This window comes from Streptomyces sp. HPF1205 (assembly GCF_020400825.1).
Lineage (GTDB): Bacteria > Actinomycetota > Actinomycetes > Streptomycetales > Streptomycetaceae > Actinacidiphila.
This window is the reverse complement of record NZ_JAINVH010000034.1, coordinates 57,275-70,485: the sequence shown is the minus strand read 5'-3', so window position 1 is coordinate 70,485 and position 13,211 is coordinate 57,275. Positions and strand designations below refer to the sequence as shown.

The 13,211-nt window shown below is 73.8% G+C and carries 13 protein-coding genes; 5 read left to right on the top strand and 8 right to left on the bottom strand.

Features of this window, described 5'->3' with window-relative positions; all coding sequences use genetic code 11:
• Window positions 1-106: 106 nt before the first annotated feature.
• Genes K7G61_RS29210 through K7G61_RS29200 form a run of 3 tightly spaced genes read left to right on the top strand, consistent with a single transcriptional unit; the run spans window position 107 to window position 3,065 of the window.
• Window positions 107-784 (top strand): response regulator transcription factor, encoded by a 678-nt coding sequence (locus K7G61_RS29210; RefSeq protein ID WP_225850024.1) that lies wholly within the window; start codon window positions 107-109, stop codon window positions 782-784.
• Window positions 781-2,298 (top strand): HAMP domain-containing sensor histidine kinase, encoded by a 1,518-nt coding sequence (locus K7G61_RS29205; RefSeq protein ID WP_225850022.1) that lies wholly within the window; start codon window positions 781-783, stop codon window positions 2,296-2,298. Before K7G61_RS29210 ends, K7G61_RS29205 begins: the two co-directional genes overlap by 4 nt.
• The gene (locus K7G61_RS29200) at window positions 2,295-3,065 is read left to right on the top strand and encodes a hypothetical protein (protein ID WP_225850021.1); all 771 of its coding nucleotides are present in this window, start codon (window positions 2,295-2,297) and stop codon (window positions 3,063-3,065) included. Before K7G61_RS29205 ends, K7G61_RS29200 begins: the two co-directional genes overlap by 4 nt.
• 31 nt (window positions 3,066-3,096) lie before the next feature.
• Here the strand turns inward: K7G61_RS29200 and K7G61_RS29195 are convergent, their stop codons facing one another.
• Complete coding sequence (locus K7G61_RS29195) at window positions 3,097-3,813, bottom strand: hypothetical protein (RefSeq protein WP_225850057.1); 717 nt, start codon at window positions 3,811-3,813, stop codon at window positions 3,097-3,099.
• Between the two features lie 73 nt (window positions 3,814-3,886).
• Complete coding sequence (locus tag K7G61_RS29190) at window positions 3,887-4,759, bottom strand: alpha/beta hydrolase (protein WP_374204277.1); 873 nt, start codon at window positions 4,757-4,759, stop codon at window positions 3,887-3,889.
• 102 nt (window positions 4,760-4,861) lie between these two features.
• On the opposite strand from K7G61_RS29190, the gene K7G61_RS29185 reads away from it, so the two are divergent.
• A complete protein-coding gene (locus K7G61_RS29185; RefSeq protein ID WP_225850020.1) occupies window positions 4,862-6,052 on the top strand; it encodes an adenosine deaminase in 1,191 nt (396 codons plus the stop codon).
• Window positions 6,053-6,173: 121 nt separating this feature from the next.
• The gene (locus K7G61_RS36655; protein WP_263984998.1) at window positions 6,174-6,488 is read left to right on the top strand and encodes an ATP-binding protein; all 315 of its coding nucleotides are present in this window, start codon (window positions 6,174-6,176) and stop codon (window positions 6,486-6,488) included.
• Here the strand turns inward: K7G61_RS36655 and K7G61_RS29175 are convergent.
• From K7G61_RS29175 to K7G61_RS29150, 6 genes are all read right to left on the bottom strand, one after another.
• A complete protein-coding gene (locus tag K7G61_RS29175) occupies window positions 6,481-7,056 on the bottom strand; it encodes a VanZ family protein (protein WP_374204276.1) in 576 nt (191 codons plus the stop codon). The genes K7G61_RS36655 and K7G61_RS29175 overlap by 8 nt on opposite strands.
• A 114-nt stretch (window positions 7,057-7,170) precedes the next feature.
• Window positions 7,171-8,448, bottom strand: a complete 1,278-nt coding sequence (locus tag K7G61_RS29170; RefSeq protein ID WP_225850019.1) for a thymidine phosphorylase — start codon at window positions 8,446-8,448, stop codon at window positions 7,171-7,173.
• 160 nt (window positions 8,449-8,608) lie between these two features.
• On the bottom strand, window positions 8,609-9,034 hold the full coding sequence (locus K7G61_RS29165; RefSeq protein ID WP_225850017.1) for a cytidine deaminase: 426 nt from the start codon (window positions 9,032-9,034) through the stop codon (window positions 8,609-8,611).
• Entirely contained in the window at window positions 9,031-10,317 is a 1,287-nt protein-coding gene (locus K7G61_RS29160; RefSeq protein WP_225850016.1) for an ABC transporter permease, read from the bottom strand. The genes K7G61_RS29165 and K7G61_RS29160 overlap by 4 nt, the downstream gene beginning before the upstream one ends.
• Window positions 10,314-11,429: an ABC transporter permease gene (locus K7G61_RS29155; RefSeq protein WP_225850014.1), complete on the bottom strand. Its 1,116-nt coding sequence runs from the start codon at window positions 11,427-11,429 to the stop codon at window positions 10,314-10,316. The genes K7G61_RS29160 and K7G61_RS29155 overlap by 4 nt, the downstream gene beginning before the upstream one ends.
• On the bottom strand, window positions 11,426-13,096 hold the full coding sequence (locus K7G61_RS29150) for an ABC transporter ATP-binding protein (protein ID WP_225850052.1): 1,671 nt from the start codon (window positions 13,094-13,096) through the stop codon (window positions 11,426-11,428). Before K7G61_RS29150 ends, K7G61_RS29155 begins: the two co-directional genes overlap by 4 nt.
• Window positions 13,097-13,211: the final 115 nt, after the last annotated feature.

Genomic DNA, 13,211 nt, shown 5'->3' with positions numbered 1-13,211 from the left:
CACAGGCCCGTCACAGAGCCCCGGGTGACGCTTCGCACGGCCCGCACCCGCCCCGTGCCCTCCCCGTGCTTCTTACGGCCGCCCGAGGTAGGTCACAATGTCCGGCGTGCCTTTCCTGTTGCTGATCGAGGACGACGACGCCATCCGCACGGGCCTGGAGCTCGGCCTGTCCCGCCAGGGCCACCGCGTGGTGGCCGCGGCGACGGGCGAGGACGGCCTGCGCCTGCTCAAGGAGCAGCGGCCGGACCTGATCGTGCTGGACGTGATGCTGCCCGGGATCGACGGCTTCGAGGTGTGCCGCCGCATCCGGCGCACCGACCAGCTGCCGATCATCCTGCTCACCGCGCGCAGCGACGACATCGACGTGGTGGTGGGCCTGGAGTCCGGGGCCGACGACTACGTGATCAAGCCGGTGCAGCCGCGGGTCCTGGACGCCCGGATCCGGGCCGTGCTGCGCCGCGGCGAACGGGACAGCACCGACTCGGCGGCGTTCGGGTCGATCGTCATCGACCGCAGCGCGATGACCGTCACCAAGGACGGCCGGGACCTCCAGCTCACGCCCACCGAGCTGCGGCTGCTGCTGGAGCTGAGCCGCCGGCCGGGGCAGGCGCTGTCCCGGCAGCAATTGCTGCGGCTGGTGTGGGAGCACGACTACCTCGGCGACTCGCGGCTGGTGGACGCCTGCGTGCAGCGGCTGCGGGCCAAGATCGAGGACGTGCCGTCGTCACCCACCCTGATCCGCACCGTGCGGGGCGTCGGGTACCGCCTGGACACCCCGCAGTGACCTCTGACCGTCCTTCCGAACGTCCCCGGGCGCCGCGGTCCCACCGTTTCGTCTCCGGCCTGCTCCGGCTGACGTCGCTGCGCCTGCGGCTGGTCGCGGTGTTCGCGGCGGTGGCGCTGACCGCGGCCGTGTCGGTGTCGGGGATCGCGTACTGGCTCAACCGCGACGCCGTGCTGACCCGCGCCCAGAACAACGCGCTCAACGACTTCCGCGACTCCCTGCAGCGCAACGCGGCCGCGCTGCCGCCCGCACCGACCTGCCAGGCGCTGGCCGACGCGGCGCACAGGACCGGCGGCCCGAATACGTACCAGGTGGTGCTGCTGGCCACCGGGCCGGACGGGACGCCGTGCGCGGAGCCGTCGGACCAGGGCGTGTTCACGATGGCCGACGTGCCGGCGACGCTGCAGAAGGCGGTCAACACCGTGCACACCAACGACCACGTGTACCACCTGCACTGGGAGCGCATATCCCTGCAGGGGCACCCGTACCTGGTCGCGGGCGCGCGGATCAACGGCGACGGCCCGACCGGCTACATGCTCAAGTCGCTGGACGCCGAGCGCAAGGACCTCAACTCGCTGGCCTGGTCGCTGGGCATCGCCACGCTGCTGGCGCTGATCGGGGCCGCGCTGCTGGCGCAGGCCGCGGGCTCGGCGGTGCTGCGTCCGGTACGGCGGCTGGGCGAGGCCGCGCAGCGGCTGGGCGAGGGGCACCTGGACACCCGGCTGAAGGTGTCGGGGACGGACGAGCTCGCCGAGATGTCGCGGACGTTCAACAACGCGGCCGAGGCACTGGAGACGCGGGTGGAGGAGCTGAGCGCCCGCGAGGCCGCCAGCCGGCGGTTCGTCGCCGACATGTCGCACGAGCTGCGCACCCCGCTGACCGCGATCACCGCGGTGACCGACGTGCTGGAGGACGAGGCCGACGCCCTCGACCCGCTGATAGCGCCGGCGGTACGTCTGGTGGTCAGCGAGACACGGCGGCTGAACGAACTGGTGGAGACGCTGATGGAGGTCACCCGGTTCGACGCGGGTACCGCGAAGCTGCGGGTCGACGAGGTCGACGTCGCGGACATGCTCATCGCCTGCATGGACGCGCGGGCCTGGCTGGACTCGGTGGAACTGGACGCGCCGCGCGGGGTGCTGGCCACCCTCGACCCGCGCCGGCTGGACGTCATCATGGCGAACCTGATCGGCAACGCCCTCAAGCACGGCGGCGCGCCGGTGCGGGTCGGCCTGCGGACCGAGGGGGACGGCGACGACGGCGAGATCGTGATCGAGGTCACCGACCACGGCCCGGGCATCCCCGAGGACGTGCTCCCGCACGTCTTCGACCGCTTCTACAAGGCCGACGCCTCCCGCGCCCGCTCCGAGGGCAGCGGCCTGGGCCTGTCGATCGCCCTGGAGAACGCCCACATCCACGGCGGCGGCATCACCGCGGCGAACGGCCCCCACGGGGGCGCGGTCTTCACCCTGCGGCTGCCGCGCCGCCCGCGCACGACGGAGGACGGGCAGTGAGGGCGGCAGGTGACGCGCGCCGGGCCACGGACACGCGCGGGACGACGGACAGGCGCGAGCGGACGAACGCGGTTCCGGTGGCGGGCACGCGGCGGGCCGCGGACGACCGGGCGAGCCGGTACGGGCGTACGAGTGTCTACGGGCGTACGAGCCGGTACGTACGGGCGAGCCGGTGCGAGCGGACGAGCCGGTACGTACGGGCGGCCGGGCTGGCCGCGCTGGCCGCCGTGCTCGGCGCGGCGCTGGCGGGGTGCGGCATCCGCAACACCTCGGTGCCGGTCGACGCGGGCCCTGCGCCCTCGCGCTCGGCATGTGCGGCGCCGGTTCCCACGCCCGCGGCGCAGACCGGCCGGCCGCTGGTCCAGCGGTCCGTCTACCTGGTGTGCGGGATGCAGATCGCGCCCGTGAAGCGGCTGCTGACGGTACGGTCCGACGCCCGCTCGCTGCTGGCCCAGCTCCAGAGCGCCCCGCTGCCCGCGGAAGCCGCCGCGGGCTTCCTGAGCGCCGTGCCGGGTTCGCTGGGGCTCGCCCCGGCCCGCAAAGGCGATCCGCCCGGCACCTTGCGCCTGAACGCGCCCCTCGACGACCTGCCGTCCTTCGCCCTGGCCCAGATCGTGTGCACCCTGACCGACCCGTCGCCGTCCGCCCCGGCCCGCTCGGTCGTCCTGGCCGGCCCCTCCCCGTCCGCGCCCCGCTCCTACACGTGCACCTCCGACCTGCGCAGCCGCCCGGACGCGGGCTCGACGGCGGGCAGGGCGGTGCGCTGAGGGACCGCGCCCGCGGGGCCCGGTCCCGGCCTCAGCCCCCGCCCATGCCCCGGCCCCGGCTCCTTTCGGCGAGCCGCCGCAGCACCGGCCATCGCCGCACCGTCAGGTACGTGACCTGGCAGGTCCAGCGGACCACCGCGCCGTGCCTGCCGCGCACGGCGGCCACGGTCGCACCCGGCGGTTCCACGAAGGCGCGGTACAGGATCACCCGCCGCCCCTGCCCGGAGCCGAAGGCGTGCTCGGGCAGCGGCCGGTCCGGCAGGTCCCGGGTGACGCGTTCGCGGGGCCCGGGCCCCGCGAAGGAGTCGTCGTCCGGGAAGCGGCCGGCCGCGGCGAGTTCCCGTACCGCCTCCCGCACGGAGGGGAAACCCAGGTACGCCGTCGCGTGGAGGGTCGCGCGCAGGGCGGCCGGGGCGGGTGGGGTCCCCTTGGGGGGCGGGAAGAGCCGCGGGACGAAACGGGGTTCGCGTACCGCGCGGTCCTCGAAGGCGGTGAAGGCGGGCCGGGCGGACGGCATCGCGGCGGTGAGGGCGGCCAGGCGCGCCCGCACCTCGGCCTCGGCGGCGTGCCGGGCGCGATCCGCGCGGCGGGAGCGGACCGCGCGGCGCAGCCGGGGGTTCGCGGGGATGCCGGACAGCGCCGCCCGTACCGCCGCGGACCCCGTCAGCAGGCACCACGCCAGCCCCGCGGCCGCCGACCGCCGTGCGATCGCGCCCGCCCGGACCACCCGCCGTTCCGGACCGCCCATGCGTCCCATTGTCCGCTCCCGCCCGGCGGCACCTCCGGCGAACCGGCGGGACCGCCGCGACCTCGGCCGGACCTCAGTGCCGCAGGGAGCGGCCGAAGCCCGCCGCCAGGGGCATGCGCAGGCCCAGCGGCGGGGGCGCTGCCAGGGCGTCGGTGACCGGACGCGCGTAGGGGCGGTCCAGGAGGGAGCCGAGGACGAAGTCGGCGGTGAGGGCGAAGACCTCGGCACGGTGCTGGTGGAGGCCGTGCCCGTCGGAGTGGACCTCGAAGCGGCACACGTCGCGGTTGGCCTTCTTGGCCCGCTCGGCGAGCCGGTAGGACAGCTCGGGGGCGGTGACGTCGTCGTCGGTGCCGTGCACGAGCAGGACGCGCCGGCCCGCCAGTTGCCTGACCGGCTCCGGTTCCGGCCCGCCGGGCAGCCACGGGGCCAGCGCGACGACGGAGTTGACGGCGGGATGGCCGGCGGCGTGCAGCGCGGCCCGCGCGCCCATGTCCATGCCGACCAGGCACACCGGCACGTCGCCGTAGCGGCGCACCGCCTCGCCGACGGCCCACTCGGCGTCCTCGGCGGGGTGCGCGTGGCCGCCGTTCCAGCCGCGGAAGCGGTAGTGCACCACGTGCGCCGCCACACCGTCGTCCAGCCCCTCGCGCACCAGGTGGCGGGCCAGCGGCCACATCATGGCGGCGGCCACGGGCGAGCGGCGGCGCGTGCTGAGGGCGTCGCCGCCGGGCAGCGCGAGGACGACGGCGCGCACGGTGGTGTCGTCACCGGGGTCGCTCCGGCGCGGCAGGGAGCGGGACGCCTGCCGGGCCGCGCCGCCGCGAGCGCCGTCGGCCCGCGCGCCTTTCGACGCGGGCGACAGCGCGGGGACGAAGCCGGGCACCAGCCCGGGCGCGACCGGCCGTCCCAGCCGGGCGCCGCGTGCCGGTAAAGCTTGCGATGCCATGGCGCAACCATGGCAGAAGACCGGGTGTGCGCTGTATGGCCAGGCGGAAAATTGTTGGCAGTTCGTGAGCTGTCTACGCGCGTAGGGACTACCGTGGACCGTATGAACACCGCGATCCCGTCCCTTTCGCCCCACCCGGCGCTCCCGACCCCGGAGCAGATCCGCCGCGCCCCGAAGGTGCTGCTGCACGACCACCTGGACGGCGGCCTGCGGCCGGGCACGATCGTGGACCTCGCGCGCGACTGCGGCTACACCGCGCTGCCGGAGACCGACCCCGGCAGGCTCGGCGCATGGTTCCGCGAGGCCGCCGACTCCGGGTCGCTGGAGCGGTACCTGGAGACCTTCGCGCACACCTGCGCGGTGATGCAGACCCGGGAGGGCCTGGTCCGGGTGGCGGCCGAGTGCGCCGAGGACCTGGCCGCCGACGGCGTGGTCTACGCGGAGGTGCGGTACGCACCCGAGCAGCACCTGGAGGGCGGGCTCAGCCTGGAGCAGGTCGTCGAGGCGGTGAACGAGGGCTTCCGGCACGGCGAGCGGCGGGCCAGGCAGGCCGGCAACCGGATCAGGGTGGGGGCGCTCCTGACGGCGATGCGGCACGCCGCCCGCTCCCAGGAGATCGCCGAACTCGCCAACCGCTACCGGGACCTGGGCGTGGTCGGCTTCGACATCGCGGGCGCGGAGGCCGGTTACCCGCCCACCCGGCACCTGGACGCCTTCGAGTACCTCAAGCGGGAGAACAACCACTTCACCATCCACGCCGGCGAGGCGTTCGGCCTTCCGTCGATCTGGCAGGCGCTGCAGTGGTGCGGGGCGGACCGGCTCGGCCACGGGGTGCGGATCATCGACGACATCCAGGTGGCGCCCGGCGAGGGCGGCGCGGTGAAGCTGGGCCGACTGGCCTCGTACGTGCGCGACAAGCGGGTGCCGCTGGAGATGTGCCCGACCTCGAACCTGCAGACGGGGGCGGCCGCCTCGTACCGCGAGCACCCCATCGGGCTGCTGCGGAGCCTGCACTTCCGGGTCACCGTCAACACCGACAACCGGCTGATGTCCGGCACGAGCATGAGCCGGGAGTTCGAGCACCTCGTCGAGGCCTTCGGCTACACGCTCGACGACATGCAGTGGTTCACCGTCAATGCCATGAAGTCCGCGTTCATTCCTTTTGATGAACGTCTGGCGATGATCAACGAGGTGATCAAGCCCGGGTACGCCGAGCTGAAGGCCGAGTGGCTGTTCGGGCCCGGTTCGGCCGTACCCCCCGTGGCCAGGGATTCCGCCGCGACGCGGGAGTGAGGACGGCGGGCCGACGGCCGCGGCGGCGGCGCCCGGGGCGGCCCGCACCGGCTTCCCGCGGCGCCGGGCGGGGCGCGAGCGGCTTGCACCCGCGGTGAGGGGCTGACTACGTTCCGCGGTTATGCGAACGCGAACCAAGAAGACCCTGACCACCACCGCACTGGGACTCGCCGCCGTGGCCGCGGCGGCCGGCTCGGCCTCGGCCGCCCCCGCCCCCGCCGACGTGCTGAGCTCGCTGCCGGTCGGCTCGGCCACCAACCTGGTGCCCGGCGCCGCCAGCACCACCGCCGGAGCCCAGTCCGCGCTGGCCAACGGCACGTCCGCGCTGCCCACCAGCGGCCTGCTGCCGTCCGGCAACCACCTGTCCGGCAACCAGGTCGCGCCCGTCACCGGCCTCCTCGGCGGCCTGCCGGTGGGCGCCTCCGCCCTCAGCTGACGTCTGCCGTGTCCTCGTCACGCGCCGTGTAGCGCACCGCGGCACGCGCCTTGCCGGGCGCGCCGCCGCCCACGTGAGCCGCGTCCTCCCGCCGTGCGGTTCCGGCGGGGGCCGCGGCTTCGCGCTGCCGCAGCCTGCGCCGCGCCCCGGGCACGACGAGCAGGTGGGCGAGGGCGGCGCCGGTGGTGTTGAGCAGCAGCGCGTCCACGTCGAAGAGCTGGCCGGGCACGAGCGTCTGCAGGAACTCCACGGACAGCGAGATCATCAGCGCGGCGAACACCGTCCGCGCGAACGAGGCGAAGGCGGAGGTCGTGACCCGGCCGCCGGCCGCCGGCAGCAGCACGCCCAGCGGCGCGAGCAGCGCCAGCCCCTCCCCTATCCTGCGCACCGCCTGCCCGGGCCCCATCCGCAGGTCGGCCCGGATGGTGCCGAGCGGACTGAGGTTGGGCGCGGGCACCCACGCCACGTAATGCGGGCGAAGCAGCAGCCACCCCACGAACGTCAGGTACGCGGCGGTGAGCAGCAGCCCGACCGCGCGCACCTTGGGCATCGAGCTCGCAGGCTGCACGCCCTCAATGACGCCCGCACCGGCCCGGCGGTTCCGGTTCCGCCCGCCCGGCCGGAAAGGGCCCGCGCCGCCGGGCGGCGGTGCGCCCCCGCCGGGCGGCGCCGCCGCCCTCCGCTACGCGATGCGGTCCAGGATCAGCGGGGTCCTGGCGACGTCCGTGCCCGCCGGGGAGACCGTGAACGCGCCCGCCAGGGCCTCCTCGGCGTAGGCGAACTTCTCCGGGGTGTCCGTGTGGAGGGTCAGCAGGGGCCGGCCCGCGGTCACCTCGTCGCCCGGCTTGGCGTGCAGGGTGATGCCCGCGCCGGCCTGCACGGGGTCCTCCTTGCGGGCGCGGCCCGCGCCCAGGCGCCAGGCGGCCACGCCGACCGCGTAGGCGTCCAGGGAGGCCAGGACGCCGGAGGAGGGCGCCGTCACCACGTGCGTCTCGCGCGCGACCGGGAGGGGAGCGTCGGGGTCGCCGCCCTGGGCGCGGATCATGCGGCGCCACACGTCCATCGCGGAGCCGTCGGCGAGTGCCCTGGCCGGGTCGGCGTCGGGCAGCCCGGCGGCGGCGAGCATCTCGCGGGCCAGCGCGAGGGTCAGCTCGACCACGTCCGCGGGGCCGCCGCCGGCCAGCACCTCGACCGACTCGCGCACTTCGAGGGCGTTGCCGGCGGTCAGGCCGAGCGGGACGGACATGTCGGTGAGGAGCGCGACGGTGCGCACGCCGTGGTCGGTGCCGAGCCCCACCATGGTGGCGGCCAGTTCCCGCGCGTCCGCCAGGGACTTCATGAAGGCGCCGGAGCCGACCTTCACGTCCAGCACCAGCGAGCCCGTGCCCTCGGCGATCTTCTTGGACATGATCGAGGAGGCGATCAGCGGGATCGACTCGACCGTGCCCGTGACGTCCCGCAGGGCGTAGAGCTTCTTGTCGGCCGGGGCGAGCCCGTCCCCGGCCGCGCAGATCACCGCGCCGACCTCGTCGAGTACGGACAGCATCTCGTCGCCTGCCAGCGACGCCCGCCAGCCGGGGACGGACTCCAGCTTGTCCAGGGTGCCGCCGGTGTGGCCGAGGCCGCGCCCGGAAAGCTGCGGTACGGCGGCGCCGCACGCGGCCACCAGCGGCGCCAATGGCAGGGTGATCTTGTCGCCGACGCCGCCCGTCGAGTGCTTGTCGGCGGTGGGCCGGGTCAGCCCGGAGAAGTCCATCCGCTCCCCCGAGGCGATCATCGCGGCCGTCCAGCGGGCGATCTCGGCCCGGTCCATGCCGTTGAGCAGGACGGCCATGGCCAGCGCGGACATCTGCTCGTCCGCGACCGCGCCCCTGGTGTAGGCGTCGATCACCCAGTCGATCTGCTCGTCGCTGAGCCGGCCGCGGTCCCGCTTCGTACGGATGACGGAAATGGCGTCCATGGCGTCCTGGGTTTCCTCGCTCGTCGCTGACTCAAGGGTGGTTCATCGGTGGTTCGTCGGTCGTGCGTCGGTGGTGCGTCGGTCGTGCGTCGCGGACTTGCCGGTGGCCGGTCGGGGACTCACCGGGGCTCCCGGTTCGCATCGGGCCCTGACCGGGCCGTCACCGCTCCAGGTCCTCCGGACCGAAGGCGTCCGGCAGCACCTCGCGCATGCCGCGCACCCCCCGGACGGTGTCGACCAGCAGGCCGGGCCCGCCGTTCTCCCACAGCAGCTGGCGGCACCGGCCGCACGGCATCAGCACGTCGCCGCGCAGGTCGACGCACGTGAAGGCGACCAGGCGGCCGCCGCCGGAGGCGTGCAGCGCCGAGACCAGGCCGCACTCGGCGCACAGCCCGACCCCGTAGGACGCGTTCTCCACGTTGCAGCCGACGACCACCCGCCCGTCGTCGACCAGCGCCGCGGCGCCGACCGGGTAGTGCGAGTACGGCACGTACGCCCGCTCGCGGACCGTGCGCGCGGCGTCCCGCAGTGCCTCCCAGTCGACGCCGTCCCCGGCGGCGGGCGTCGCGGACGGCGTCGGCGTCATGTCCCCTGTCCCTTCCGGTACGGGATCCCGTCCGCCTTCGGCATCCGCAGGCGCTGCGCGGACAGCGCCATGACCAGCAGCGTGGCCACGTACGGCGTCGCCTGGACGACCTGGTCGGGGACGGAGTCGGTGGTCAGGTACCAGATCGTCAGCAGCACGGCGAAGCCCAGCGAGATCGCGGGAGCCACGCGCGCGCCGCGGTAGAACCGCCAGAGCGCCATGACCAGCAGCAGTACGGCCAGCAGGAGCAGCAGGGCGTGCACGGACGAGCCGCCGTTGCGCAGCTGCAGGCTGTCGGCGTACCCGAACAGGCCGGCGCCCATGGCCAGGCCGCCGGGGCGCCAGTTGCCGAAGATCATGGCCGCCAGGCCGATGTAGCCGCGGCCGCCGGTCTGCCCGGCCAGGTAGAAGTGCGTGCCGATGGCCAGGAACACCCCGCCGAGCCCGGCGAGCCCGCCCGAGATGATCACGGCCAGGTACTTGTACGTGTACACGTTCACGCCCAGCGACTCGGCCGCCGCCGGGTTCTCGCCGCACGAGCGCAGCCGCAGCCCGAACGGGGTGCGCCACAGCACGAAGAAGGTGAGCACGAACAGCGCCACCGACAGCAGCGTGAGCGCCGAGATGTGGGTGACCAGGCCGCCGACGATCCCGGCCAGGTCGGAGACCAGGAACCAGTGGTGCTTCTCGATCGTGGCCAGCCAGTGCGACAGGCCCGGCACGGTGAAGTTCTTGATGTCGTCCATCGGCGGGGACTGCTTGGGCGTGCCGCCCTTCGAGGCCGCGTCGGCGCCGGTGAACAGGCGCTTGGCCAGGAACGCGGTGACGCCCGCGGCCAGGATGTTCATCGCGACACCGGCGACGATGTGGTCGACGCCGAAGGTGACGGTGACGATCGCGTGGACCAGGCCGCCGAGCGCGCCGCCGAGGACGCCGGCGAGCACCCCGAGCCAGGGGTTGGTCTGCCAGCCCGCCCAGGCGCCGAAGAACGTGCCGAAGATCATCATGCCTTCGAGGCCGATGTTGACCACGCCCGCGCGTTCCGACCACAGGCCGGCCAGGCCCGCGAGGCCGATCGGCACGGCGCTGGACAGGGCGCCGGCGATCTGCCCCGAGGAGGTCACGTCGTGGGCGCCGGCTATGGCGCGCACGGCCGAGACCGCGACGAGCGAGGCCGCCACGATCAGCAGGACGACGGGGAAGGTCATCCTCACCCGCCCGCGCGGCGCCCCCGAGACACGGGGCGCGGCCGGCGGTGGGGTCTGGGTTGCGGTGGCAGTCACGCCGTCACCTCCTGCTTGTCAGAACCGGAAGCGGCGGCCGCCGCGAGTTCCGCGCCGACCTGGCGCTGCTGGCGGGTCAGGCCGTACCGGCGCACGAGTTCGTACGCGATGACGACCGCGAGGACGATGACACCCTGGATCACGCCGACCAGCTCCAGGTCGTAGCCCTCGAACTCCAGGCCGTTGGCGGCCCGGTCGAGGAACGCCCACAGCAGCGCGCCGACCGCGATGCCGATCGGGTTGTTGCGGCCGAGCAGGGCCACCGCGATGCCGGTGAAGCCGATGCCGACCGGGAAGTCGGTGCTGTACTGGTACGACTCGTTGAGCAGCGTGGGCATGCCGACCAGGCCGGCCATCGCGCCGGAGATCAGCATGCTGGTGACGATCATCCGCTTGACGCTCACGCCACTGGCCTCGGCGGCGGACTCCGAGCGGCCCACCGTACGCAGGTCGAAACCGAAGCGGGTGCGGTTCAGCACGAACCAGTACAGCGCCCCGGCCACGACGGCGAACACGATGAAGCCGTCGACCGCGCCGCCGTTGGTGGAGAAGTTGAACAGGTGGCTGCCGGACGGGATCGGCTTGGTGGAGACCATGTTGGCGTTCTTGTCGAGCACGCCGAGCCGGCCGTCCTGCAGGAAGTAGCCGATGACGATGCCCGCGATCGAGTTGAGCATGATCGTGGAGATGACCTCGCTCACCCCGCGGGTGACCCGCAGCACACCGGCGATGGCCGCCCAGAGCGCGCCGACCGCCATGGCGGTGAGGATGACGACGGGGATCTGGATCACGCCGGGGATCGACATGGCGCCGCCGACCGCGGCCGCGAAGAACGCGGCGAGCCGGTACTGGCCGTCCACACCGATGTTGAACAGGTTCATCCGGAAGCCGATCGCCACCGCGAGACCCGCCAGGTAGTACGTCGTCGCCTTGTTGAGGATGTAGACCTGGCTGTTGGTCTTGTCGCCGTAACTGATCATCACGTGGAACGCGTTGAACGGTTCCTTGCCGGTCGCCAGCAGCACCAGCGAGGTGACCACCAGCGCGCCTATCACGGCCAGCACGGGCGCGGCGATCGCCAGGAGCGCGCGCTCCTTGTCGAACTTCTTCATCGGTCCTCTCCCCCCGACTCGTACGCGAGGTCGCCCGGCGCGGCGCCCGGGCCCGGGGCCGCGGTGGTCCCGAGGGACTTCCCGGGGGCGCCGGCCGGAGCCTGGAGGTGGCCCGTGGCGGCACCGGTCATCGCCGAGCCCAGTTCCTCCGGGGTGATGGTCGCCGGGTCGGCGTCGGCGACCAGCCGGCCGCGGTACATCACCCGCAGCGTGTCGGACAGGCCGATCAGCTCGTCCAGGTCCGCGGAGATCAGCAGGACGGCCAGCCCCTCGCGGCGCGCCTCGCGGATCTGGTCCCAGATCTGGGCCTGGGCGCCGACGTCCACGCCGCGCGTGGGGTGCGCGGCGATCAGCAGCTTGGGCAGGTGGCTCATCTCACGGCCGACGATGAGCTTCTGCTGGTTGCCGCCGGACAGCGAGGCCGCGGTGACCTCGATGCCGGGGGTGCGGACGTCGTACTCCGCGACGATCCGCTCGGTGTCCCGGCGGGCGGCGCCCGGGTCGATCAGGAAGCCCTTGCTGTTGGGGCGCTCGGTGACGTGGCCGAGGATGCGGTTCTCCCACAGCGGCGCCTCCAGCAGCAGGCCGTGCCGGTGGCGGTCCTCGGGGATGTAGCCGATGCCGTCCTCGCGCCGCCGCCGGGTGGGGACGCGCGAGATGTCCCGGCCGTCCAGGACCACGGAGCCGCCGTCCAAGGCGCGCATGCCCATGATCGCCTCGACGAGTTCGGCCTGGCCGTTGCCCTCCACACCGGCGATGCCCAGCACCTCGCCCTTGTGGATGGTGAAGCCTATGTCGTCCAGCAGGACGCGCTCGACGCCCTCGGCGTCCACGGCGGCCAGCCGCAGGCCCTCGACGGTGAGCATCGCCTCGGTGGTGACCGTGGACTCGCGGGTCTCGGGCGACGGCAGCTCGCTGCCGACCATCAGCTCGGCCAGCTGCTTGGTGGTGGTGGACGCGGGGTCGGCGCTGCCGACGGTGGTGCCGCGCCGGATGACGGTGATCTCGTCGGCGACCGAGAGCACCTCGCCCAGCTTGTGCGAGATGAAGATGACGGTCAGGCCCTCGGACTTCAGGCCGCGCAGGTTCTCGAAGAGCGCGTCCACCTCCTGCGGCACCAGGACGGCCGTGGGCTCGTCCAGGATGAGGATGCGCGCGCCGCGGTAGAGGACCTTGAGGATCTCCACCCGCTGCCGGTCGGCGACGCCCAGGTCCTCCACCAGCGCGTCGGGCTTGACGCCGAGGCCGTACGCCTCGGAGATCTCGCGGATCCTGGCCTTCGCCCGGCCGCCGATCCCGTACAGCTTCTCGCTGCCCAGGACGACGTTCTCCAGCACGGTGAGGTTGTCGGCGAGCATGAAGTGCTGGTGCACCATGCCGATGCCGCGGGCGATGGCGTCGCCCGGGTCGTGCAGCACGACCTGCTCGCCGTTGATCGCGATGGTGCCCTCGTCCGGCTTCTGCATGCCGTAGAGGATCTTCATCAGGGTGGACTTGCCGGCGCCGTTCTCGCCCACGAGGGCGTGCACCGTGCCGGCGCGCACGGTGATGTCGATGTCGTGGTTGGCGACGACGCCGGGGAACCGTTTGGTGATGCCGCGCAGCTCGACGGCGGGCGCACCGGTCGGCGCGCCGGCGGACGCGGGTGGACTCGTGGACGCGTTGATGGCGCACTCTCCTCGGGGGAAAGGCTCGGGTGGTTCGGGGCTCGTGCCCAGGGCCCGGGGCCCGGCTGGGCTCGGGCCCGGGCCCGGGGTGGCGAGGGGATCGGACGGACGGACG

Bases quoted from the DNA above. Each gene is read 5' to 3' on its own strand.
- K7G61_RS29195 (WP_225850057.1), bottom strand. From the start codon at position 3,813: ATGGGCGGTCCGGAACGGCGGGTGGTCCGGGCGGGCGCGATCGCACGG.
- K7G61_RS29190 (WP_374204277.1), bottom strand. From the start codon at position 4,759: ATGGCATCGCAAGCTTTACCGGCACGCGGCGCCCGGCTGGGACGGCCG.
- K7G61_RS29185 (WP_225850020.1), top strand. From the start codon at position 4,862: ATGAACACCGCGATCCCGTCCCTTTCGCCCCACCCGGCGCTCCCGACC.
- K7G61_RS36655 (WP_263984998.1), top strand. From the start codon at position 6,174: ATGCGAACGCGAACCAAGAAGACCCTGACCACCACCGCACTGGGACTC.
- K7G61_RS29170 (WP_225850019.1), bottom strand. From the start codon at position 8,448: ATGGACGCCATTTCCGTCATCCGTACGAAGCGGGACCGCGGCCGGCTC.
- K7G61_RS29165 (WP_225850017.1), bottom strand. From the start codon at position 9,034: ATGACGCCGACGCCGTCCGCGACGCCCGCCGCCGGGGACGGCGTCGAC.
- K7G61_RS29155 (WP_225850014.1), bottom strand. From the start codon at position 11,429: ATGAAGAAGTTCGACAAGGAGCGCGCGCTCCTGGCGATCGCCGCGCCC.